Origin of the sequence: Sphingomonas arvum, assembly GCF_026013565.1 — a bacterium.
GTDB classification, from domain to species: Bacteria; Pseudomonadota; Alphaproteobacteria; order Sphingomonadales; family Sphingomonadaceae; genus Sphingomicrobium; species Sphingomicrobium arvum.
In genome coordinates, this window is sequence record NZ_JAPDOB010000001.1 from 1,316,906 (window position 1) to 1,338,294 (window position 21,389).

The window sequence follows — 21,389 nt, forward strand, 5'->3', positions numbered from 1 at the left end:
AATGGTGGTTTGAACCTGCGGACGCCTATATAGGGCCCGTTCACAATCAGGCAATCGGCGGCTTTTTGCGGGTGACCGGACGAACCTATCTCGACCATGCGGCGACCACGCCGATGCTGCCGGAGGCGCAGGCCGCGGTGGTCGAGGCGATGGCGCGCTGGGCCAACCCGTCCAGCCCGCATGCCGATGGCCGCGCCGCCCGCGCGTCTCTGGAGCGAGCCCGCGCCGACATCGCGGATGCGCTCGGCTGGCACCATGACGTCATCTTGACCTCCGGCGCGAGTGAGGCCTTGGCGATCGCCGGGCAGCGAGCCTCCGTGGCCGGCCGCTGGCATGGCGCGACGGAGCACGATGCGGTTCCCGCCGCCATGGGGCAGCGGAGCGGGGTTGTTCCGGTCGGACGTGACGGCCTGATCGACCGAGACGCGCTGGCCGACGCTCTGGCGCAGGGACCAGCACTCGTCGCCATCCAGCAGGTCAACAACGAAACGGGCGTCGTGCAGCCGCTTGACGCTATCGCCGAACAGGTCCGTGCCGCGGGCTCCCTGCTGCTCGCGGACTGCGCGCAGGGTGCCGGCAAGCTGCCGTTGCCTGACGCCGACTTCATCGCGGTCTCGGCCCATAAGCTGGGCGGTCCGCCGGGAATCGGAGCGCTGCTTGTCAAGGACTTGGGTGCGCTTGCTGCTACCGGAGGGCAGGAAAAAGGCTACCGGCGGGGCACGCACAACCTGCCCGCCATTGCCGGCTTCGCAGCCGCCCTGACTAGCCGCCGCTTCGCTGACGCCATGCCGCGCCTAGCCGAGCTTCGCGCTCGCCTGGCGGCGCAGCTTCCCGCGACGATCATTGCCGCCGATGCACCCCGCAGCCCTGCTATCGGCGCCTACGCGATTGCCGGTGTAAGCAGCGCCGCGCTGCTGGTGCAGCTCGACCTCGCCGGCTTTGCGGTAAGTACCGGAAGCGCCTGCTCCAGCGGCTCGATGAAGCGTAGCCACGTCCTCACCGCCATGGGGGTGTCGGGCGAGCTCGCCGACCGCACGATCCGCATCAGCTTCGGCCCGGATACCACGGCGGCAGAGGTCGAGGCGATCTCCGCCACCATCAGCCGCATCGCTGATCGCGCACGAGCTGCATGATTTACCTCGACTATCAGGCGACCACCCCGGTTGCCCCGGAGGTCAGGCAGGCGATGCTGCCCTGGCTCGACCACTTCGCCAACCCGCACAGCCCCAGTCGCCCGGGGAGAGAGGCGGCGGCAGCGATCGAAATCGCCCGGAGCCGGGTCGCGTCCTGCCTGCCGGGCGGCGGACAGGTGACCTTCACCTCCGGCGCTACGGAAGCGCTGAACCTTGCGCTACGCGGGGTGGACGTGTCCGGCCGCGACAAGATCGTCACCGTGGCCACCGAGCATGCCGCCGTGCTGGACACGTGCGAGTGGCTGGCAGCGCAGGGTCGCGAGGTCATCCGCTTACCCGTCGGAGCGGATGGTCTAGTCGATCTCGACCGAGTGCGTACGGCGGTGGACGATCGCACGGCTCTCGTTGCCGTCATGCTGGTCAACAACGAGATAGGTGTGATCCAGCCGATCGCGGAGATCGCCGCCATTGCCCGCCGGGCCGGCGCGTTGATGCTGTGCGATGCCGTCCAGGGCTTGGGCCGCATGGCGATCCCCGAGGGCCCAGACCTTGTGGCCTGCTGCGCGCACAAGGTTCATGGGCCCAAGATGATCGGTGCGCTGTGGGTGCGCGACGGCGTGTCCGTCGCGCCGCTGATTCACGGCGGCGGGCAGGAGCGGGGCCTCCGCTCTGGCACACTCTCGCCCATGCTCTGCGTCGGGTTCGGGGAGGCGGCCAAGCTGGCTCGCGAGCAAAGACCTGACGACCATGCCCTTGTTGAGCGGCTGTGGAACGTGGCGCTCGAGGCGCTCGGACCCGGTTGGCAGATCAACGGCAGCACCGAACAGCGCTATCGCGGCAACCTTAATCTCCGCCGGAATGGACTGGACTCGGCCCGATTGCTGACCGACTTGCGCGACATCGCCTTCTCGCTCGGCTCCGCCTGCGCCAGTGGCTCCGGCAGACCCAGTCACGTACTGCGCGCGCTCGGCCTGAGCGACCGTGAGGCGCGCTCGTCCGTCCGGCTCGGCTTCGGCCGCTATACCAAGGAGGCAGAGCTTGGCGATGCCTGCCGCCGCATCGCCGCCGCGGCCGACGCCCAGGCCCGCTTCGCCGCATGACCCTGGTGCACTTCCTTCGGCCCGACGGCAGCCCCGACCGCGACGTCGAGGCTGCAGCTGGTGCGCGCCTGCTCGACGTCGCCCAGGCCGCCGGCCAGCCGCTAGAAGGGACCTGCGATGGCGACATGAGCTGCTCTACGTGCCACGTCATAGTCGCCTCAGACGACTTCGCGCGTCTGCCCCCGCCGAGCGAAGAGGAAGAGGATCTGCTCGACCTCGCGCATGGCGTCACCCGCACCAGCCGCCTTGCCTGCCAGGTTGTCCTGCAGGGGGACATGGCCGAGCTCACGGTCCGCATCCCCTGAGCTTGCGCCGACGGCCGGGCCCCGCCATATGCGCTGCGGGAGTCGGGCGGACGGGGCTGTCGCCAACCTGGTCAGATCCGGAAGGAAGCAGCCACAACGATTTCGTCCCGGGTCGTTCCGGCTCCCACCCAGGTCGCTGCGGGGGCTGGTGACGTTGGAGGCAGGGGCTCTCAAGCATGGCTGGCGCTGAGCCTCAGACCGTTATGCCAGTTCGTCTGCCGGCGCTCACGACCTTGCTGTCTCCACCATCACCGGTAATCCACTCCCTGCCCGATGGCTCGCGCATGGCGGCCGCAACTCGTACAACGAGCAACGATGATTGACTCCGAATCGCCTGGCCTGGGCCTCGACCTGCCCGCGCAACCGCTGGAGAAGAGCGCGGCCGCCTCACCCTACCGGGTGCTGGCCCGCAAGTACCGTCCGCAGAGCTTCTCGGAGCTGATCGGGCAGGAAGCGATGGTCCAGACGCTGGCGAACGCAATAGCGTCCGGCCGGATCGCTCATGCGTTCCTGCTCACCGGGGTGCGTGGCGTCGGCAAGACCTCGACCGCCCGGCTCGTGGCCAAGGCCCTGAACTGCATCGGCCCCGACGGGCAGGGCGGCCCGACCATCGATCCATGCGGCCAGTGCGAGCCCTGCCGCGCAATCGCCGAAGGGCGGCATATCGATGTGACGGAGATGGATGCCGCTAGCCACACCGGCGTTGACGACGTGCGGGAGATCATCGACGCCGTGCGTTACGCTGCGGTCAGCGCGCGCTTCAAGATCTACATCATCGACGAAGTGCACATGCTGTCGAAGAACGCCTTCAACGCCCTGTTGAAGACGTTGGAGGAGCCGCCCGCGCACGTGAAATTTCTGTTCGCCACGACCGAGGTGAACAAGGTGCCGGTCACCGTGCTGTCCCGCTGCCAACGGTTCGATCTAAAGCGCATCCCGGCCGAGCGGCTGCAGGCGCATTTCGCCCGAATCGCGGAGCTGGAGCATGTCGAGGTCGAAGCGGAGGCCCTCGCCGTTGTCGCTCGCGCGGCCGAGGGCTCGGCCCGTGACGGCCTGTCGATCCTCGACCAGGCGATCGCCCACGGCGAAGGTCAGGTTACCGCCGCCCAGGTCCGGGACATGCTCGGCCTCGCCGACCGCGGCCGTGTTCGCCAGCTGCTCGCTACCCTATTGTCCGGCGATGCGACGGCGGCACTGGCGCAACTCGACGAGGCACATGCGCTGGGACTCGACCCCGCAGCGTTGATGCGTGGGCTGATGGAGACGGTTCATGCCGTCACCCGAGTCAAGGCGGGCGCCAGCGCCGACGTCCTGTCCTCGGCCGAGGAGCGGGCGGCCGCCGAGGAGCTGGCCGGCAAGCTCGGCTGGGCCAGCCTTCATCGTTTGTGGCAGTTGCTGCTCAAGGGATTGGCCGACGTCGGCCAGGCGCCCGACCCGCACGAAGCCGCCGGGATGGCCCTGCTGCGCGTGATCCACGCAGCGGAATTGCCAGACCCGGCGACGGTACTGGCGCAGCTGCAAAATGGCGCCACGATCGCTGCCGCGGCGCCGGCCGTCTCGCCGGCGCGCTCGACCGCGGCGACCGTCGCCAGTGCCGCGCCTCCGCCGCCTCCCAGCTTCGTCGACCTGGTCGAGCAGCTGGAACGCTCGGGCCAGGCACTGCTCGGCCTCAAGCTGCGCGACCAGGTCGGCTTGGCCCGCTACGCCCCGCCCGAGCTGGCGCTGAAGCCGCTCAAGCCGCTCGGCCCCGACTTCCCGCGCGAGTTGGCCGCCGCGCTGAAGTCCCTGACCGGCGCCACCTGGACCATCAACCTGTCAGATGGCGAGGCCGAACCGTCGCTGAAGCAGCAGGAGGATATGGCCGAGGAACGCGCACGCGCCGCCGTGCTGGCGGAACCTTCCGTGGCGGCAGCGCTTGCGGCTTTTCCCAACGCGACCTTAGAGTCCGTCTCCAGACCAGGAGCTTAAGACATGCCTGAGATGCCCGACCTCAACGCCATCCTTGAAATGGCTCAGAACGCCCAGGCCGAATTACAGCGGGCCCAGGACAATCTCGACAAGGTCGAAGTTGAAGGTGCTGCTGGCGGCGGGCTGGTCAAGATCCGCGCCACTGCCAAGGGCCGTATCCTGAGCGTCAGCATTGACGACACCCTGCTGTCCCCGTCCGAGAAGACCATGGTTGAGGACCTTGTCGCCGCCGCCATCAACGATGCGCGGGGTAAGGCCGACCAGGCTGCCGCGGCCGAGATGGAGAAGATGCAGTCCAGCCTCCCGCTTCCGCCGGGGTTCCAGATGCCCGGCATGTAAGCCGGCCGACAGGATGTTGCGCACGGCGCGCGGACCCGGCACTCTCTTCCTGTATTCAGGAGGGAAGAACGATGGCGCTCGGTGCGATGCAGGATTGGCCCCTTAGGGTAACTCGCCTGGTTGATCACGCCGAACGCGAGCATGGCGGCCGGGAGGTCGTTTCCGCCTGGGCCGACGGCTCGATGACCCGCACCACCTGGCGCGAGGTAGCGGCGCAGGCGCGGCGAATGGCCCGCGCGCTGGAGAAACTCGGCATTCGGAAAGGGGAGCGGGTCGCCACCATGGCGATGAACCACGGCCACCACCTCACCTCTTGGTATGGCGCGATTGGCATGGGGGCGATCCTTCACACCATCAATCCGCGCCTGTTCTGCGACCAGCTCGCTTATATCGCCAATCACGCCGAAGATCGGGTCCTGCTCTACGACAAGGCGTTTGCGCCGCTGGTCGAGAGCCTAAAAGGCGAATGGCGGTCGATTGAGCATTATATCTGCATGGACGATGGCGAGTTCACTGACTGGGTCGGCAGCGAGGGTGACGACTACCGGTGGGCCGAAGGCGACGAGCGCGAGCCCATCGGCCTGTGCTATACCAGCGGCACCACCGGCAATCCGAAGGGCGTGTTGTACGAACATCGCTCCACCATGCTCCACACAATGATGGAGGTGACACCGGACATTTTCGGCATGTCGGCCCGGTCCACCGTCCTGCCGATCGTCCCCATGTTCCACGCCAATGCCTGGGGTGTGCCGTGGGCGGCGCCGATGACCGGCTGCAAGCTGGTGTTGTCCGCCGACTACCGGCCGCAGCAATTGTGCGACCTGTTCCGCAACGAAGGCGTGACCCATTCCGCCGGCGTACCCACCGTTTGGCTGGGCATGATTGAACATATCGAGCGCACCGGCGAAGACGTCGCGCAGCTCAGCCACGTCACCATCGGCGGGTCGGCCGCGCCTCGTGCCATGATCCAGTGGTTTCGCGCGCGCGGCGTCCAGGTCGGCCACGCCTGGGGCATGACGGAAACGTCGCCGATCGGCACCTGCGGCGCTCCGCCGGCCGGCTGGGACGAGATGACAGACGCCGAACAGCTGGACTTCATCGCGCGCCAGGGCCGCATTCCGTTCGGCGTCGAGCTGCGGATAGTCGATGACGCCGGCACCGAGCTCCCCCGTGATGGGAAGGCCTCGGGCCGCCTACAGGCACGCGGGCCGTGGGTTGTGCAGCGCTACTTCAAGGAAGAGCGGGATGCGGCTGATGCGGACGGCTGGTTCGACACCGGCGACGTCGCCGCGCTGCATCCCGACGGCACCATGCAGATCACCGATCGCTCCAAGGACGTGATCAAGTCCGGCGGCGAGTGGATCAGTTCGATTGAACTGGAGAATTGCGCTGTCGGCTGTCCGGGCGTTGCCGAAGCTGCCGCTATCGGCATTCCCCACCCGAAGTGGGATGAGCGCCCGCTGCTGCTGGTGGTTCGCGCCGCGGGCAGCGATGTCCAAGAGGCCGCCATCCGTGCCCACCTTTCTCAGCACATTGCCAAATGGTGGCAGCCGGACGCCATCGAGTTCGTCAACGAACTCCCACACACCGCGACTGGCAAGTTGAGCAAGAAGACCTTGCGCGAGCAGTTCGCCGGATACCGGCTGCCAGACGCGCACGCGATGGTCGGGCGCTGACCTAGCCAATCGCGCCCGCATCCCCTATCTGCGCGAGCAATCAACCCACCGCAGCAAGGACCTCGCGACCCCATGGCCGCTCAATATGCTTATGTGATGAAGGACATGGTGAAGTCCTTCCCCGGCGCGCAGAAGCCGGTGCTAAACAACATCAACCTGCAATTCTACCATGGTGCCAAGATCGGCATCGTCGGACCCAATGGTGCCGGCAAGTCGACCCTGATGAAGATCATGGCAGGGGTCGACACGGACTTCCAAGGCGAAGCCTGGCCGGGCGAGAATGTCACCGTCGGCTATCTGGCACAGGAGCCGCAACTCGACCCCACCAAGAACGTGCTGGAGAACGTCAAGGACGGTGCCCGCGAGGTGGCCGACATGGTCGATCGCTTCAATGCGATCTCGGCCGAGATGGGTGATCCCAAGGACGACACCGACTTCGATGCGCTGATGGAGGAGATGGGCGAGCTCCAGGGCAAGATCGACGCGGTCGATGGCTGGACGCTCGACAACCAGCTCGAGATCGCAATGGAGGCGCTGCGCTGCCCGCCGTCCGAAGCCGCAGTGGATAACTTGAGCGGCGGTGAGAAGCGCCGCGTGGCCTTGACGCGCCTGCTGATCCAGAAGCCGTCGATCCTGCTGCTTGACGAGCCGACCAACCACCTCGACGCCGAGAGCGTGCTGTGGCTGGAGAACCACCTCAAGGAATATCCGGGCGCGGTGCTGATGATTACCCACGACCGCTACTTTCTCGACAATGTGGTGCAGTGGATCCTCGAGATCGACCGCGGCAAGTACTTCCCCTACGAGGGCAATTACTCGACCTACCTGGAGAAGAAGGCCAAGCGGCTGGAGCAGGAGGAGCGCGAGGAGTCCGGCCGCCAGAAGGCGATCAAGGACGAGCTGGAGTGGATCAGGCAGGGCGCCAAGGCCCGCCAGACCAAGTCCAAGGCGCGTATCGCCAAGTTCGACCAGCTGGTCGCCAGCCAGGAGAAGCGCATTCCCGGCAAGGCCGAAATCCTCATCCAGGTGCCCGAACGCCTGGGTGGCAAGGTCATCGAGGTCAATGGCGTCACCAAGGCCTATGGCGACAAGGTATTGTTCGAGGACCTGACCTTCACCCTTCCGCCCGGCGGCATCGTCGGCGTGATCGGCCCGAACGGCGCCGGCAAGTCGACCCTGTTCAAGCTGATCACCGGCCAGGAGCAGCCCGACTCGGGCAACGTCGACATCGGCCCGACCGTGCACCTGGGCTATGTCGACCAGAGCCGCGACCACCTCGATGCGAAGAAGAACGTCTGGGAGGAGATCTCGGACGGGCTCGACTACATGAAGGTCAACGGCCACGACCAGTCCACCCGCGCCTATGTCGGTGCGTTCAACTTCAAGGGACAGGACCAGCAGAAGAACGTCGGCAAGCTCTCCGGCGGTGAGCGCAACCGCGTCAACATCGCCAAAATGCTGAAGCGCGGCGGCAACGTGCTGCTCCTCGACGAGCCCACCAACGACCTCGACGTCGAGACGCTGGGCGCGCTCGAGGAAGCCATCGAGAACTTCGCAGGCTGCGCCGTGGTCATCAGCCACGACCGCTTCTTCCTCGACCGCCTGGCGACCCACATCCTCGCATTCGAGGGCGACAGCCATGTCGAATGGTTCGAAGGCAACTTCGAAGCCTACGAGGAAGACAAGAAGCGTCGTCTGGGCCCGGAGGCGGACCGCCCGACGCGGACGAGCTACAAGAAACTCGCCCGCTAACCTGGTCTTCTACGAGCGCTCGGCTGGCTCGTTCAGCCGAGCGCTTGAGCGACCTGCAAGATGGCGTCGTCCATCAAGGCTCCACGCGCCCGGGCCCGCGGCTGCAATCAGCAGGAAGATAAAGCAGAACAGGATGGCCGCGTCGCCCCCGTTCGCCGCGGGGTAGAAGCCCTGTGGCGCGTGAAACATGAAATAGGCGACGGCCATCTCGCCAGCCACCACGAAGGCGACGGGCCGGCTGAACAGGCCGACTACCAGCAGCAGCCCGCCGAGCGCCTCGAGTACGCCGCCGATCCACAGCAGCGACCCGACCGGCGGCATTGGCATGCCGGTGGCGGGGAAGCCGAACAGCTTGGCCGTCCCGTGCGCCATGAACAGCAAGCCGGCCATGATCCGCAGCGTCGCGAGTGCCTGCGGCGCCCAGCGGCCCTGCCCAGCCGCCAATGTCTCACTCGCCATTCAATCTCTCCCGGTTGCCGCTCCCGAACGCCCCATCGGCATTTCGGTTCACCTCCGCAACCATTGCTCCGCTTAAGCCTTGCACAATAGGATTGAGCCTGCTCGAACCGGTCGCATGCGCGCTCTTGTGCCCACTACCAAGGCAAGCCGCGGGATAGCCGGAATTCGGCAAGGAGCAGTGGTAGGTTTCTAGGTGTCGCCTTTGTCGCCTTCCGCACTGCAACATGGCCGTGTTAAGAGCGCACCCATGACTTCGACCAACGACATTCGCCGCAGCTTCCTCGATTATTTCGAGCGCAACGGGCACTCGCGCCAGCCCTCCGCGCCGCTGGTTCCGCAGAACGATCCGACCTTGATGTTTGTCAACGCGGGCATGGTGCCGTTCAAGAACGTGTTCACCGGCCTCGAGACCCGCCCGTACAGCACCGCCACCAGCTCGCAAAAGTGCGTCCGCGCCGGCGGCAAGCACAACGACCTCGACAATGTTGGCTACACCGCGCGCCACCACACGTTTTTTGAAATGCTCGGCAACTTCTCGTTCGGCGACTATTTCAAGGAGCGCGCAATCACCCTCGCCTGGGGGTTGCTGACCAAAGAGTGGGGTCTTTCGCCCGACCGGCTGACGGTGACGGTCTATCACACGGATGACGAAGCATTCGACTTATGGAAGCGGATCGCCGGCCTGCCTGACGAGCGCATCATCCGAATCGCCACCAAGGACAATTTCTGGGCGATGGGCCCGGACGGCCCGAGCGGGCCTTGCTCGGAGATCTTCTTCGATCACGGCGACCACATCCCCGGCGGCCCTCCCGGCAGCCCGGACGAGGATGGGGATCGCTTCGTCGAGATCTGGAACCTCGTTTTCATGCAGCACCTGCAGGAAAACGAGCAGATCGTTTCCGATCTGCCGCGCCCTTCGATCGACACCGGCATGGGTCTGGAGCGCATCGCGGCCGTCATGCAGGGCGTGCACGACAACTATGACACGGACACGTTCAGGGCGCTGATTCATGCCTCGGAAGAACTCACCCGCACTCGCGCAGAGGGCGAGCAGCAGGCTTCGCACCGGGTGATCGCCGATCATTTGCGGGCTGCTGGCTTCCTTGTGGCGGACGGCGTGCTGCCGGCGAACGAAGGGCGAGGCTACGTCCTGCGCCGGATCATGCGCCGGGCGATGCGCCATGCGCACCTGCTCGGTGCGGCCGAACCGCTGATGCACCGTCTGGTGCCCGCATTGGTCGCCGAGATGGGGGCCGCCTATCCAGAGCTGGTCCGCGCGCAGCCGTTGATCGAGGCCACGCTCCGTCAGGAGGAGACCCGCTTTCGCCAGACGCTCAGCAATGGCCTGAAGCTGCTGGACGAAGCGACCGCGAGCCTGGCGCAGGGCGGCACGCTGCCGGGCGAGACCGCGTTCAGGCTCTACGACACCTTCGGCTTTCCCTACGATCTCACCGAAGACGCGCTGCGCTCGCAGGGGTTGTCAGTCGATCGCGGCGGCTTCGACAGCGCGATGGCCGAGCAGAAGGCCCGGGCGCGCGCCGCCTGGAAAGGCTCCGGTGAGAAAGTCTCCGACGAGCTCTGGTTCGACCTTGCCGAGGAACATGGTGCGACAGAGTTCACCGGATACGCCGGCCACGAGGGCGAAGGCGTCGTTCTGGCGATCATCAAGGATGGCCAGCGCGTCGAGCAGGTCGGGGAGGGGGAAACCGTCCAGCTGCTGCTCAACCAAACGCCCTTCTACGGGGAAAGCGGTGGGCAGGTCGGCGACGCCGGAAAACTGAGCAGCCTCAATGGCCTGCAAGCTGATGTTACAGATACATCAAAGCCGCTCGGCCGCCTGCATGCGCTGACTGCTACGATTCGTGCAGGCTCCGTGAAAGTCGGAGAGTCGCTCCACCAGAGCGTCGACGAGGAGCGGCGTCGGGCGGTTCGCGCCAACCATAGCGCCACGCACCTGCTGCACGCCGCCCTGCGCCACCGCCTCGGTACGCATGTCAGCCAAAAGGGCAGCCTGGTCGCTCCCGACCGCCTGCGGTTCGACTTTTCGCACCCGTCCGCGCTTACCGCCGACGACATCGCGGCGATTGAAGCCGAGGTGAACGCGCACATTCGCCACAACCAGCCGGTCGCAACTCGCCTGATGACCCCGGACGAGGCGATCGCGGAAGGCGCAATGGCCCTGTTCGGCGAGAAGTATGGCGACGAGGTCCGGGTGCTTTCCATGGGCCTCGACGGCGACTCCACCTATTCGGTCGAGCTGTGCGGCGGGACCCACGTCAGCGCACTCGGAGACATCGCCCTGTTCAAGATCGTCTCGGAAAGCGCCGTCAGTTCCGGGGTCCGCCGCATCGAGGCGCTGACCGGCGAGGCCGCGCGCCAGTGGCTGATCGGCCGCGATGCCCGGCTCCGCGACATCGCCGCGAGCCTCAAGGCCGCACCCGACGAGGCGCCCGCCCGCGTCGCCGCGCTGGTCGAACAGACGCGCAAGCTCGAGCGTGAGCTGGCCGAAGCCCGCAAGCAGCTCGCCATGGGCGGCGGTGCCGCTCAGTCCAGCGGGCCAGAGGAGGTCGCCGGCGTGCCGTTCATCGGTCGCGTGGTCGAGGGTCTCGACCCCAAGGCACTGCGCCCGGAGATTGACACGCTCAAGAAGCAGCTCGGTCGCGGCGTAGCGGCGCTGATCGCGGTGAACGACGGCCGCGCCAGCGTGGCGGCGGGCGTCACCGACGACCTCGCGGGCCAGCTGTCCGCTGTCGACCTGGTCAAGGCGGCAGTCGCGGCGCTTGGCGGGCAGGGCGGCGGCGGCCGGCCCGACATGGCCCAAGGCGGCGGACCGGACGGCACCAAGGCGACCGAGGCGCTCGCCGCCATTCGCGACGCGCTGGCGAAGGTCAGCGCCTAGCGCCGCCGCCCCAACGCCGGCTCGGCGCTGAGCTCGCCTTCCTCCCGGATCTGAGCGCGAAGTTCGGAGCGCTTCTCGTGGATGGAGGCGATCACCGGGCCCATGGCAACGCCGATGTCGACCAGCACCGCCTCGCTCATCTGCAGGCTGCCCTCCATGGTCTCCGGCACGGCATCGGTCGCGCCCGCCTTGTACAGCTGCGCCGCATGGGCCGCATCTCGCGCCCGGGCAACAATGGTCAATTGCGGGCAGGCCTCGCGAATGGCGCGGGTCAGGCGCACGGTCAGCACGGGGTCGTCCATGGTCAGCACCACCGCCGCCGCATCCTGCAGGCCGAACCGCTCGACTGGGTGGCCGCGCGCCACGTCGCCGAAGATCACCCGGTAGTCGGCCGTCCGGGCCTCGGCCACGCAGTCGATGTCCCCGTCCACCGCCAGGTAGCGCCGACCGTGGCTCGCCAGCATGTCCGCAACTAGCCGCCCGACGCGTCCGAAGCCGAAGATCAGCGTCAGCCCGGCCGTGTCCCCCGCACCGCTGCCGAGCGCTTCGGGATCGATCCGCCGCGACAGCCGCCGCCCAAGCGCCGCCAGCACCGGCGTCAGCGTCAGTCCAAGCGCGGTGACGATCGTCCAGAACTCGGCCTCGCGGCCGCTGATCACACCGGCCGCCGCCGCCGCGGTGAGCACGATCAGCGTCAGCTCCGACGGGCTGGACAGCAGGAAGCCCGCCTCGACCGCCGCGCTCGCCCGCCGCCCGCGCCACCGCAGCAGCGCCATGATGATGCCGCTCTTGAGCACCAGCACCGCTGCCAATGCTCCCAGCAGCAACGGCCAGTCGGCCGCGATCGCCGGCAAATCCAGCCGTAGGCCGACGCTGATCAGGAACACGCCCAAGGCCAGGCCGCGCAGCGGTGCGGTGATGACTTCCACCTCGGAATGATAGTCCGTTTCCGCAATCATCAATCCGGCGAGCAGCGCCCCCAAGCTGGCGCCCAGACCGACCTGCCCGGTGGCCATGCTGCACAGCATCAGGACGAGGATGCTGATGCTGAAGAACAGCTCCGGGCTTTTCGTCCGCGCCGCCTGGGCGAACAAGGTTGGCAGCAGGAACTTGCCCACCAACAGCAGCCCGGCAATCACCCCCAATCCGGCGAGCAGCGTCCCGACTATGGCCTCGGAGCCGGCACCCGCGTCGAGCAGGAACAGGATGGGTACGAGGCTGAGGTCCTGGAACAGCAGGATCGCCAGCGCGGCGCGCCCAACCACGCTGGTCGTTCCGGCGATCGGCAGCACCAGCGCCGTGGAACTCATGGCCAGGGCCAGTCCGAGCACCACCGAACTGGACGGCGTCGCCTGCGCTAGGAGGGCGGCAGCCGTGACCACCAGCGCGGTGCTGAGCATCTGCACGCCGCCCAGACCGAACACCGCGGTCCGCATGGCGTTCAGCCGACGGAAGCTGATCTCCAGCCCAATGGCGAACAGCAGCAGGAGGATTCCGAACTCGGCGAACGGCTCGATCCCGGCCGGATCGTTGATGCTGAATGCCTCCAGCCAATGGTGCCGGTCCGCCAGCCCGCCGAGCACGTGCGGACCGCCGACCACACCGACGATGATGAAGCCGAGCACCGGCGAGATTTTCAGCCGGGCAAAGGTCGGGATGACGACGCCTGCCGCGCCGAGAATGGTCAGGGCATCCGATACCGCCGGGCTGATCTGGACTGCGTCGGCCATGGCCTCATTAAGCAGGCGTCACGGCAGGAGCCAAGCGCACGGTAGCTCGTTCTGCATTGAGTTTCAGGAGAAAACCGATGGCGGAGAAGACGTTCAAGGCCGGCGACAAGGTCCAGTGGGACTCCAGTGGCGGGCATTCGGTCGGAAAGGTCGAGAAGAAGCTGACCAGCCCTATGCAGATCAAGGGCCACAAGGTCGCCGCGTCCAAGGACAATCCCGAATACCTCGTCAAGAGCGCCAAGAGCGGCAAGGAAGCGGCGCACAAGCCGGGCGAGCTCAAGAAGGCCTGATTGCCGACGTTGCAAGCGATAGCAGCCCCGATGACAGAACCACAGCTGCTGATCGTCGGTGGCGGGCCGTGCGGCATGATGGCCGGCCTGCTGTTCGCGCGCGCCGGCGTCAGCGTGCGGGTGATCGAGAAGCATTCCGACTTCCTGCACGACTTCCGCGGCGACACGGTGCACCCATCGACCATGGAGGTGCTGGAGCAGCTTGGACTGCTCGATCGCTTTCTGGCGCGGCCGCACCAGCGGCTGCAGCGGGCGGAACTGCGGATCGGCGGTCGCGACCTGGTGGTCGGCGACCTCAGCCGGGTGCGTAGCCGCACGCCGTTCGTGGCGATGATGCCGCAATGGGAATTCCTCGACTTCCTGCGCCGCGAGGCGTCAGCCTACCCGAACTTCCGCCTCGACATGGGCGCACCGGTGGAGCGCTACCTGGAGGATCAGGGGCGGATCACCGGCGTCCGGCTCGGCAGCGGCCAAGAGGTTCGCGCCAGCCTGACCATCGCCGCCGATGGGCGGCATAGCGTGGTGCGGCGCGACCGTCTGCTGCCCGCCAAGGACCTCGGCTCGCCCATCGACGTCTTCTGGTTCGAGCTGCCCAAGCGTACTGCCGAGCATGGCACGTTACGGATCGCGGTTGAGCACGGCCGCATCCTCGTGCGCGTAGACCGCGGTAGCTACTGGCAATGCGCGCTGGTCTTCCCCAAGGGCCGGGCATCCGACCTAAAACAGCTCGGCATCGACGCGATCAGGGCCGAGGTCGAAGCCGTCGAGCCGAGGCTCGGCGCGCTCCGGGACGACCTCAATGACCTTGATCAGCTGCACTTACTGGAAGTCAGCCTGGATCGCCTGAAACGCTGGCATCGGCCCGGCCTGCTGGCGATCGGCGACGCTGCCCATGCGATGAGCCCGATGGGAGGCATCGGCATAAACCTTGCCATTCAGGACGCCGTCGCCGCCGCCAACATCCTGGCGGGTCCGCTCGCCGGCGGTGAGCCGGTGGACGGGCTGCTGCGCCGGGTGCAGCGGCGGCGCGCTGGCTCGACGCGCCTGATCCAGCTCGTCCAGAAGATCGCACAGGATTGGGTGCTCGCACCGGTCATGCGTCGGCAGACTGAGTTGCTGAGGCCGCCATTACCCCTGCTGGTCTTGCAGCGCTTCCCCGCGCTGCGGCGCATCCCCGGGCGCGCGATCGCGCTTGGCGTGCGGCGGGAGCGCGTGGCCGCAGCCTGAAGAGGGCTTTCCGGCCAGGATTTCGTCTGTCAGGCTGCGGCGCTCCGCAGCTCGAGGGCCATCGGGTGCAGCGGAGGTGACAGGATGGAGGCCGTGTGGGCCGTCCTGTGTATGCGAAGGAGCGATTCGTGGCTGAGCGGGACCTGATCGTCGTTGGCGGCGGCCCGGCCGGCGTGATGACCGGACTGCTGTTCGCCCGCGCCGGCTGCAGCGTAACCGTGCTGGAGGAGCATGCCGACTTCTTTCGGGACTTCCGGGGCGACACCGTCCACCCCTCGACCATGGAGATCCTGGCCGAACTGGGCTTTCTGGATGACTTTCTGAACCGTCCGCACAACCGGCTCGACAGGGCCGAGCTGCGTATCGCCGGGCAGGACTGGGTCGTCGGTGACCTCTCGCATCTCGCCACGCCAGCGCCGTTCATCGCCATGATGCCGCAATGGGAGTTCCTTGACTTCCTGCGGAGCAAGGCCGAGCGCTACCCGGGCTTCACGCTTGAGCTGAGCGCGCCGGTGACCACCTTCATCGAGGACGGCGGGCGCGTCGCCGGGGTCCGCCTGGCGGATGGAAGCGAGCGGCGTGCGCGCCTGACCATCGCCGCGGACGGCCGCTTCTCGCTGGTCCGCGAACAACAGCTGCTGCCGGTCGAAAAGCTCGGCGCCCCCATGGACGTCTTCTGGTTCCGCATTCCGAAGACCCGGTCAGGGACGGCGCTGCGCGGTTCGATCGAGCGCGGCCGCCTGCTGGTGATGATCGATCGCGCCGACTATTGGCAGTGCGCGTTCCTGATCCCCAAGGGCAAGGCCGAGGAACTGACCAGGGGCGGCATCGAGCCCATCCGGCAAGCGGTGGCCGCGGCCGCGCCGGAGCTAGACATCTCCGCGTTGCACGGGGTCGATGACCTCAGGCTACTTAGCGTCTCGCTCGACCGGTTGACGTGCTGGCACCGGCCAGGCCTGCTGGCGATCGGGGATGCGGCTCACGCGATGAGTCCAATCGGCGGGATTGGCATCAACCTCGCCGTGCAGGATGCGGTCGCCGCGGCCAACCTCCTGGCAGAGCCGTTGGCGCGTGGCGAAGACACGGACCGATTGCTGCACGCCGTTCAGGATCGCCGCCTGTTGCCCACGCGGCTGGTGCAGTCGGCGCAGAAAGCGGCGCAGGACCGGATCATCGGCCGCCTGCTTGAGCCAGGGCCGCCGCTCGCCGACGCGCCCTGGCTGGTGAAGCTCTTGAACAAGGCCCCGCTGCTCCGCCGCATCCCGGGCCGGATGATCGGCTTGGGCGTGCGGCGGGAACGGGTACAGTCGCCGGACGCTTACGCGGCCTGACCGATGCCCTCGGCCTGCATGGCCTTCTCGAGATTGGCGCGGATCGCCTCAAAGAATTGCTCGGTCGTCATCCACGGCTGGTCCGGCCCGACCAGGATGGCCAAGTCCTTGGTCATGTGGCCCGCTTCGACCGTCTCGACGCAGACCCGCTCCAGCGTCTCGGCGAACTGCACCACGTCCGGGGTCTCGTCGATCCGGCCGCGGAACTTGAGGCCTCCCGTCCAGGCGAAGATCGACGCGATCGGGTTGGTCGAAGTGGCCTTGCCCTGCTGGTGCATGCGGTAGTGGCGCGTCACGGTGCCGTGGGCAGCCTCGGCCTCAACCGTCTGGCCGTCTGGGGTCATCAGGACGGAGGTCATCAGACCCAGTGAACCGAAACCCTGCGCGACCTGGTCCGACTGAACATCGCCATCGTAGTTCTTGCAGGCCCAGACGAACTTGCCGCTCCACTTCAGGGCGGAGGCGACCATGTCATCGATCAGGCGATGCTGGTACTCGATGCCGGCCGCCTCGAATTTCGCCTTGAAGTCGGCGTCGTAGATCTCCTGGAATATGTCCTTGAACCGGCCGTCATAGGCCTTGAGGATGGTGTTCTTGGTGCTGAGGTACACCGGCCAGCCGCGCTGCAGGCCATAATTGAGGCAGGCGCGGGCGAAGTCGCGAATGCTCTCGTCCACATTGTACATGCCCATGGCGACGCCCGAGCTCTCGAACTCGAACACCTCATGCTCGATCACCTGGCCGTCCTCGCCAGTGAACTTCATGGTCAGCTTGCCCGCGCCCGGAACGCGGAAGTCGGTCGCCTTGTACTGGTCGCCGAACGCGTGACGGCCGACGACGATCGGGTCGGTCCAGCCCGGGATCAGCCGCGGGACGTTGGCGATCACGATGGGCTCACGGAAGACCACGCCGCCCAGAATGTTGCGGATGGTGCCGTTGGGCGACTTCCACATCTTCTTGAGGCCGAACTCCTCGACCCGTTGCTCGTCGGGCGTAATGGTGGCGCACTTCACGCCAACGCCATGCTCCTTGATGGCGTTCGCCGCTTCGACCGTGACCTTGTCCTCGGTCTCATCGCGGTGCTCAATTCCCAGATCGTAGTACTTCAGGTCGACGTCGAGGTACGGCAGGATCAGGCGTTCGCGAATCCATTGCCAGATGATGCGGGTCATCTCGTCGCCGTCGAGCTCGACAACGGGGTTCTTCACCTTGATCTTGGCCATGGGCGTGCGGTCCTGCTTTTCGCTTTTTCGATGGTTGAGGGATCGGGCGGCGCCCTAGCCCCGGCGGAGCGCTCTGGCAACTTGGGTGCGCAATAGGGTAGGGGCCTTGCCCATGGCCCAGCTAAACAACCCCGACAGCAACCTTACCAACATCAAGTGGCGCTTTCCGTCCGTTCACCCCGAAGGACGCAAGTACGTCATGATCGCCGCCGGCGTGACCCTGCTCACCTACCTGCTGGTCAGCCATTTCATCGGCTGGCTGCTGGTCGGGCTAACGATCTGGGTCGCCGCCTTCTTCCGCGATCCTGTACGCACCACGCCGCTCGACCCGCGGCTGATCGTCGCACCCGCAGACGGGCTGGTGACGCACATCGTCCGGGTGCCCGCGCCACCGGAACTCCGTACCGAACTGGGGGAGGGCGAGTTCACGCGTGTCTCAATTTTCATGAGCGTGTTTGACGTGCACATCAACCGCTCGCCGATCGCCGGCCGGGTGCGCCGCATTGCCTATGTGCCCGGGAAGTTCGTCAACGCGGACCTCGACAAGGCAAGCGAGGACAATGAGCGGCAGCATTTCGTAGTCGAGAGCTCCGATGGCGTGAAGATCGGCTTCACCCAAATCGCCGGCCTGGTCGCCCGCCGAATCCTTTCCTTCGTGGCCGAAGGCGACCAGGTCGGGGCAGGTGAGCGGATCGGGTTGATCCGGTTCGGCAGTCGCGTCGACGTGTTCCTGCCGGCCGGCACCGGCTCCCGCCTGCTGCTCGGCCAGCGCTCGATCGCGGGCGAGACGGTAGTCGCCGAACTGGGCGTCGACCCGGGTCTCGCCGGATCCGCGCAGTGAGCCAAGCGCCGCGTGCGCCCGGCGGGCTTACCCTGCGGGCTATGATCCCCAATGCGATTACCGCCACGGCGCTGTGCCTCGGGCTCACCGGCGTGCGTTTCGCCATTGGTGGCGAGTGGGAAAAGGCGCTGGCGAGCATCGTCTTTGCGGGCGTGCTGGACGGGCTGGACGGGCGGATCGCCCGCCTGCTTAAGGCGAACAGCAAGTTCGGCGCCGAACTCGACAGCCTCGCCGACAATATCGCATTCGGCACCGCGCCGGCGTTGGTTCTGTTCCTGTGGTCGCTCAAGGACGCACCGCGGTTCGGCTGGATCGCCGCGCTCGCACTGGCGGTCTGCTGCGCGCTTCGGCTCGCCCGTTTTAACAGCCGCATCGAGACGCTCGATCAGCCCCACAAATCCGCAGGCTTCAACACTGGCGTACCTGCTCCAGCAGGCGCCGGTCTGGCCTTTGTTCCTGTTTACCTGTGGCTGGTAAGTCAGGGCAGCGGCTTCGAGGCCTGGTTCCGCAGCTGGCCGCTGGTGATGGCGTGGACGCTGTTCATTGCTCTGCTGATGATCTCCAGCCTGCCCACCTTCAGCTGGAGCTCCTTGCGAATCCGCCGCTCCATGCGGCTGTTCGCCCTTGCCTTCGCGGCCCTGCTCGTCGCGGCGCTGGCCGTGGAGCCCTGGTGGACGCTGCTAGCAGTCTCGGCCGTGTACCTGGTTACCGTTCCGATGGGCCTGGCGAGCTATGCCAGGTTCAGGCGGCGACGCGCCAACGAGGCTCAGCGCGAACGGCCGACCGCGCCTGCACCGGCCGCGAACTGAACTTCACCGTGACCGGCCGGGTAACCAGGCCGATCGCAAGCGGCGATTCGCCCCGCAGCGCAGCGCCCACTTTCGCCCAGTTGCCACCCAGTTCCGAACGCAGCACCTTCGCCGACACGGCCAGAGCGCCAACAAAGGGAAGAGAAGCCAGAACGGTCAGCAACATGCGCGATTCCTTTGCTTTGTCGGTCAACCGTTTCCGATTCGTTTCGTTCCAAAACGGAGAAGTAAACCGAGGTTCTGCGCCAATGTTCTCTCTTTGTTCCGCACCTGTCAAGCCCGGAACTGATTTCTACCGGCTTGCGTACTCACTCACGTTTCGCTAGGGGCGCGCTCCTTAACCCCGCATGGGTGGCAACATAGCCCGGTGCGCCGGCAGTTCAGGCTGCTTTGCGTTCCCGCCGCCCAGAGGCACTAACCGGAAGGAATCATCCCTATGGCGAGCCCGCTCGTCACGCTGCAGCAATTGCTTGAGGCCGGCGCCCACTTCGGCCACCAGACCCACCGCTGGAACCCGCGGATGAAGCCGTACATCTTCGGCGACCGCAATGGCGTCCACATCATCGACCTGTCGCAGACGGTTCCGCTGTTCTCGCGCGCCCTCGACTTCGTCCAGCAGTCTGTCGCCCGCGGCGGCAAGGTGCTGTTCGTCGGCACCAAGCGCCAAGCGCAGGACGCGGTGGCTGAAGCAGCGCGCGCGAGCGGCCAGCACTTCGTCAACCATCGTTGGCTCGGCGGCATGCTGACCAATTGGAAGACCATCAGCAACTCGATCAAGCGCCTGAAGAGCCTTGAGGAGCAGCTGTCGGGCGATACCGCCGGCCTGACCAAGAAAGAAGTGCTGCAGCTGACCCGCGAGCGGGACAAGCTGGAAAAGAGCCTCGGCGGCATTCGCGACATGGGCGGTCTGCCGGACGTCATGTTCGTGATCGACACCAACAAGGAGGAGCTGGCGATCAAGGAAGCGAACGTGCTGGGCATTCCGGTCGTCGCCATCCTCGACAGCAACTCGAATCCGCAGGGCATCGCCTTCCCGGTTCCCGGCAACGACGACGCAAGCCGTGCCATCCGCCTTTACTGCGAGACGATCGCCTCCGCAGCGAACTCGGGCAAGGCTGGCGGGGCTCAGTCGCGCGGCCAGGACGTTGGCGAGATGGCCGAGCCGCCGATGGAAGCGGCCGTCGCGTGATCGGTGCTCCTGCGAAAGCGGGAGCCTGATACCTACATCAGAATAAGGCGCCCCTGCCGTCGCAGGGGCACACCCCCAAGAGGAAGATGAGCATGGCTGAGATCACGGCCGCCAGCGTCAAGGAGCTGCGCGAGCGCACCGGCGCCGGCATGATGGACTGCAAGAAGGCGCTCGCGGAGACGGGTGGCGAGATGGAGCCCGCCGTCGACTGGCTGCGCGCCAAGGGCCTCGCGGCCGCTGCCAAGAAGTCGGGTCGCACCGCGGCCGAGGGCCTGGTCGGCGTCGCCGTCCAAGGCACTCGCGGCGCCGTTGTGGAGGTCAACTCCGAGACGGACTTCGTCGCCAAGAACGAGCAGTTTCAGGAGTTCGTTCGTGACGTTGCGCAGCTGGCACTGGCGGCGAACGGCGACGTGGACGCCCTGAAGTCGGCTCAGTACCCGGGCGGTGGCACCGTGGAAGAAAAGCTGACCAACAACATCGCCACGATTGGCGAGAACCAGTCGCTGCGCCGCACCGCGCTGCTCGAGGTCGCCGAAGGTGCGGTGATCAGCTACGTCCACAATGCGGTCGCGCCGAACATGGGCAAGATCGGCGTGCTGGTCGCGCTGGAGGGCTCGGCTCCGGCCGAAACTCTGCAGACCCTAGGCAAGCAGCTGGCCATGCACATCGCCGCGGCAAATCCGCAGGCGCTGCATGCCGACGACCTCGACGCCGAGCTGATCGAGCGCGAGCGCGCCATCGCCAACGAAAAGGCGAAGGAAAGCGGCAAGCCGGCCAACATCGTCGAGAAGATGGTCGACGGCGCCATCGCCAAGTTCAAGAAGGAGAGCGCGCTGCTGAGCCAGCTCTTCGTCATGGACAACAAGACCCCCGTCAGCGACGTCGTTGCCGGCGCGGCCAAGGAGTGCGGCGCGCCCGTGCACCTCAAGGCGTACAAGCGCTTCCAGCTGGGCGAGGGCATCGAGAAGCAGCAGAGCGACTTCGCCGCCGAAGTCGCCGCGGCTGCGGGCCAGACCCAGGCCGCCTGACCCGGGTCGGAGCTCAAGCAGAACAGAGAGGGCGGGGCTTCGGCTCCGCCCTTTTCGTATCGGCGGTTGGCATTTGCCGGGCACCGCCAT

At 66.6% G+C, this 21,389-nt stretch carries 18 protein-coding genes and 1 other RNA gene; 16 read left to right on the top strand and 3 right to left on the bottom strand.

The window, feature by feature from the left end; all coding sequences use genetic code 11:
• Positions 1-71 precede the first annotated feature (71 nt).
• The 8 genes from OMW55_RS06480 (at position 72) to ettA (ending at position 8,273) form a co-directional block, all read left to right on the top strand.
• Positions 72-1,133: a cysteine desulfurase family protein gene (locus tag OMW55_RS06480; protein ID WP_264881702.1), complete on the top strand. Its 1,062-nt coding sequence runs from the start codon at positions 72-74 to the stop codon at positions 1,131-1,133.
• The gene (locus tag OMW55_RS06485) at positions 1,130-2,233 is read left to right on the top strand and encodes a cysteine desulfurase family protein (RefSeq protein WP_264881703.1); all 1,104 of its coding nucleotides are present in this window, start codon (positions 1,130-1,132) and stop codon (positions 2,231-2,233) included. Before OMW55_RS06480 ends, OMW55_RS06485 begins: the two co-directional genes overlap by 4 nt.
• On the top strand, positions 2,230-2,538 hold the full coding sequence (locus tag OMW55_RS06490; protein WP_264881705.1) for a 2Fe-2S iron-sulfur cluster-binding protein: 309 nt from the start codon (positions 2,230-2,232) through the stop codon (positions 2,536-2,538). The genes OMW55_RS06485 and OMW55_RS06490 overlap by 4 nt, the downstream gene beginning before the upstream one ends.
• A gap of 34 nt (positions 2,539-2,572) precedes the next feature.
• An RNA gene (gene ffs, locus OMW55_RS06495) (signal recognition particle sRNA small type) lies at positions 2,573-2,670 on the top strand.
• A gap of 183 nt (positions 2,671-2,853) precedes the next feature.
• Positions 2,854-4,506, top strand: coding sequence for a DNA polymerase III subunit gamma/tau (locus OMW55_RS06500; RefSeq protein WP_264881706.1), 1,653 nt, complete (start codon positions 2,854-2,856; stop codon positions 4,504-4,506).
• A 12-nt stretch (positions 4,507-4,518) separates the two neighbouring features.
• Entirely contained in the window at positions 4,519-4,845 is a 327-nt protein-coding gene (locus OMW55_RS06505) for a YbaB/EbfC family nucleoid-associated protein (RefSeq protein WP_264882030.1), read from the top strand.
• 71 nt (positions 4,846-4,916) lie between these two features.
• Positions 4,917-6,521 (top strand): long-chain fatty acid--CoA ligase, encoded by a 1,605-nt coding sequence (locus tag OMW55_RS06510; protein WP_264881708.1) that lies wholly within the window; start codon positions 4,917-4,919, stop codon positions 6,519-6,521.
• Positions 6,522-6,593: 72 nt separating this feature from the next.
• A complete protein-coding gene (ettA, locus tag OMW55_RS06515; RefSeq protein WP_264881710.1) occupies positions 6,594-8,273 on the top strand; it encodes an energy-dependent translational throttle protein EttA in 1,680 nt (559 codons plus the stop codon).
• Between the two features lie 9 nt (positions 8,274-8,282).
• Here ettA and OMW55_RS06520 read toward each other — a convergent pair whose 3' ends face one another.
• On the bottom strand, positions 8,283-8,732 hold the full coding sequence (locus OMW55_RS06520; protein WP_264881711.1) for a DoxX family protein: 450 nt from the start codon (positions 8,730-8,732) through the stop codon (positions 8,283-8,285).
• A 247-nt stretch (positions 8,733-8,979) separates the two neighbouring features.
• On the opposite strand from OMW55_RS06520, the gene alaS reads away from it, so the two are divergent.
• A complete protein-coding gene (gene alaS / locus OMW55_RS06525) occupies positions 8,980-11,631 on the top strand; it encodes an alanine--tRNA ligase (RefSeq protein ID WP_264881713.1) in 2,652 nt (883 codons plus the stop codon).
• On the opposite strand, the gene OMW55_RS06530 is transcribed toward alaS, so the two are convergent.
• Positions 11,628-13,361, bottom strand: a complete 1,734-nt coding sequence (locus tag OMW55_RS06530; protein ID WP_264881715.1) for a cation:proton antiporter domain-containing protein — start codon at positions 13,359-13,361, stop codon at positions 11,628-11,630. The genes alaS and OMW55_RS06530 overlap by 4 nt on opposite strands.
• Before the next feature lie 77 nt (positions 13,362-13,438).
• Here OMW55_RS06530 and OMW55_RS06535 point away from each other — a divergent pair, with 77 nt between their 5' ends.
• The 3 genes from OMW55_RS06535 to OMW55_RS06545 all read left to right on the top strand — a co-directional run bounded on the left by OMW55_RS06535 (position 13,439) and on the right by OMW55_RS06545 (position 16,209).
• Positions 13,439-13,651, top strand: a complete 213-nt coding sequence (locus OMW55_RS06535; RefSeq protein ID WP_264881716.1) for a hypervirulence associated TUDOR domain-containing protein — start codon at positions 13,439-13,441, stop codon at positions 13,649-13,651.
• 30 nt (positions 13,652-13,681) lie between these two features.
• Positions 13,682-14,878 (top strand): FAD-dependent oxidoreductase, encoded by a 1,197-nt coding sequence (locus OMW55_RS06540; RefSeq protein WP_264881717.1) that lies wholly within the window; start codon positions 13,682-13,684, stop codon positions 14,876-14,878.
• A 128-nt stretch (positions 14,879-15,006) separates the two neighbouring features.
• The gene (locus OMW55_RS06545) at positions 15,007-16,209 is read left to right on the top strand and encodes an FAD-dependent oxidoreductase (protein ID WP_264881719.1); all 1,203 of its coding nucleotides are present in this window, start codon (positions 15,007-15,009) and stop codon (positions 16,207-16,209) included.
• Here OMW55_RS06545 and OMW55_RS06550 read toward each other — a convergent pair.
• Entirely contained in the window at positions 16,197-17,432 is a 1,236-nt protein-coding gene (locus OMW55_RS06550; protein WP_264881721.1) for an NADP-dependent isocitrate dehydrogenase, read from the bottom strand. The two genes, OMW55_RS06545 and OMW55_RS06550, sit on opposite strands and share 13 nt — an antisense overlap.
• A gap of 112 nt (positions 17,433-17,544) precedes the next feature.
• Between OMW55_RS06550 and OMW55_RS06555 the strand changes: the two genes are divergently transcribed.
• The 4 genes from OMW55_RS06555 to tsf all read left to right on the top strand — a co-directional run bounded on the left by OMW55_RS06555 (position 17,545) and on the right by tsf (position 21,299).
• Positions 17,545-18,273, top strand: a complete 729-nt coding sequence (locus OMW55_RS06555) for a phosphatidylserine decarboxylase (protein WP_264881722.1) — start codon at positions 17,545-17,547, stop codon at positions 18,271-18,273.
• Positions 18,274-18,314: 41 nt separating this feature from the next.
• Positions 18,315-19,082, top strand: a complete 768-nt coding sequence (locus OMW55_RS06560; protein ID WP_264882031.1) for a CDP-alcohol phosphatidyltransferase family protein — start codon at positions 18,315-18,317, stop codon at positions 19,080-19,082.
• A 436-nt stretch (positions 19,083-19,518) separates the two neighbouring features.
• Positions 19,519-20,271: a 30S ribosomal protein S2 gene (gene rpsB / locus OMW55_RS06565; protein ID WP_264881724.1), complete on the top strand. Its 753-nt coding sequence runs from the start codon at positions 19,519-19,521 to the stop codon at positions 20,269-20,271.
• Between the two features lie 92 nt (positions 20,272-20,363).
• Positions 20,364-21,299 (top strand): translation elongation factor Ts, encoded by a 936-nt coding sequence (tsf, locus tag OMW55_RS06570; protein WP_264881726.1) that lies wholly within the window; start codon positions 20,364-20,366, stop codon positions 21,297-21,299.
• Positions 21,300-21,389 lie beyond the last annotated feature (90 nt).

What these genes read in the sequence shown, in the direction of transcription:
- OMW55_RS06485 (WP_264881703.1), top strand. Translation starts at nt 1,130, where the DNA reads ATGATTTACCTCGACTATCAGGCGACCACCCCGGTTGCCCCGGAGGTC.
- OMW55_RS06490 (WP_264881705.1), top strand. Translation starts at nt 2,230, where the DNA reads ATGACCCTGGTGCACTTCCTTCGGCCCGACGGCAGCCCCGACCGCGAC.
- OMW55_RS06500 (WP_264881706.1), top strand. Translation starts at nt 2,854, where the DNA reads ATGATTGACTCCGAATCGCCTGGCCTGGGCCTCGACCTGCCCGCGCAA.
- OMW55_RS06505 (WP_264882030.1), top strand. Translation starts at nt 4,519, where the DNA reads ATGCCCGACCTCAACGCCATCCTTGAAATGGCTCAGAACGCCCAGGCC.
- OMW55_RS06510 (WP_264881708.1), top strand. Translation starts at nt 4,917, where the DNA reads ATGGCGCTCGGTGCGATGCAGGATTGGCCCCTTAGGGTAACTCGCCTG.
- ettA (WP_264881710.1), top strand. Translation starts at nt 6,594, where the DNA reads ATGGCCGCTCAATATGCTTATGTGATGAAGGACATGGTGAAGTCCTTC.
- OMW55_RS06520 (WP_264881711.1), bottom strand. Translation starts at nt 8,732, where the DNA reads ATGGCGAGTGAGACATTGGCGGCTGGGCAGGGCCGCTGGGCGCCGCAG.
- alaS (WP_264881713.1), top strand. Translation starts at nt 8,980, where the DNA reads ATGACTTCGACCAACGACATTCGCCGCAGCTTCCTCGATTATTTCGAG.
- OMW55_RS06530 (WP_264881715.1), bottom strand. Translation starts at nt 13,361, where the DNA reads ATGGCCGACGCAGTCCAGATCAGCCCGGCGGTATCGGATGCCCTGACC.
- OMW55_RS06535 (WP_264881716.1), top strand. Translation starts at nt 13,439, where the DNA reads ATGGCGGAGAAGACGTTCAAGGCCGGCGACAAGGTCCAGTGGGACTCC.
- OMW55_RS06540 (WP_264881717.1), top strand. Translation starts at nt 13,682, where the DNA reads ATGACAGAACCACAGCTGCTGATCGTCGGTGGCGGGCCGTGCGGCATG.
- OMW55_RS06550 (WP_264881721.1), bottom strand. Translation starts at nt 17,432, where the DNA reads ATGGCCAAGATCAAGGTGAAGAACCCCGTTGTCGAGCTCGACGGCGAC.
- OMW55_RS06555 (WP_264881722.1), top strand. Translation starts at nt 17,545, where the DNA reads ATGGCCCAGCTAAACAACCCCGACAGCAACCTTACCAACATCAAGTGG.
- OMW55_RS06560 (WP_264882031.1), top strand. Translation starts at nt 18,315, where the DNA reads ATGATCCCCAATGCGATTACCGCCACGGCGCTGTGCCTCGGGCTCACC.
- rpsB (WP_264881724.1), top strand. Translation starts at nt 19,519, where the DNA reads ATGGCGAGCCCGCTCGTCACGCTGCAGCAATTGCTTGAGGCCGGCGCC.
- tsf (WP_264881726.1), top strand. Translation starts at nt 20,364, where the DNA reads ATGGCTGAGATCACGGCCGCCAGCGTCAAGGAGCTGCGCGAGCGCACC.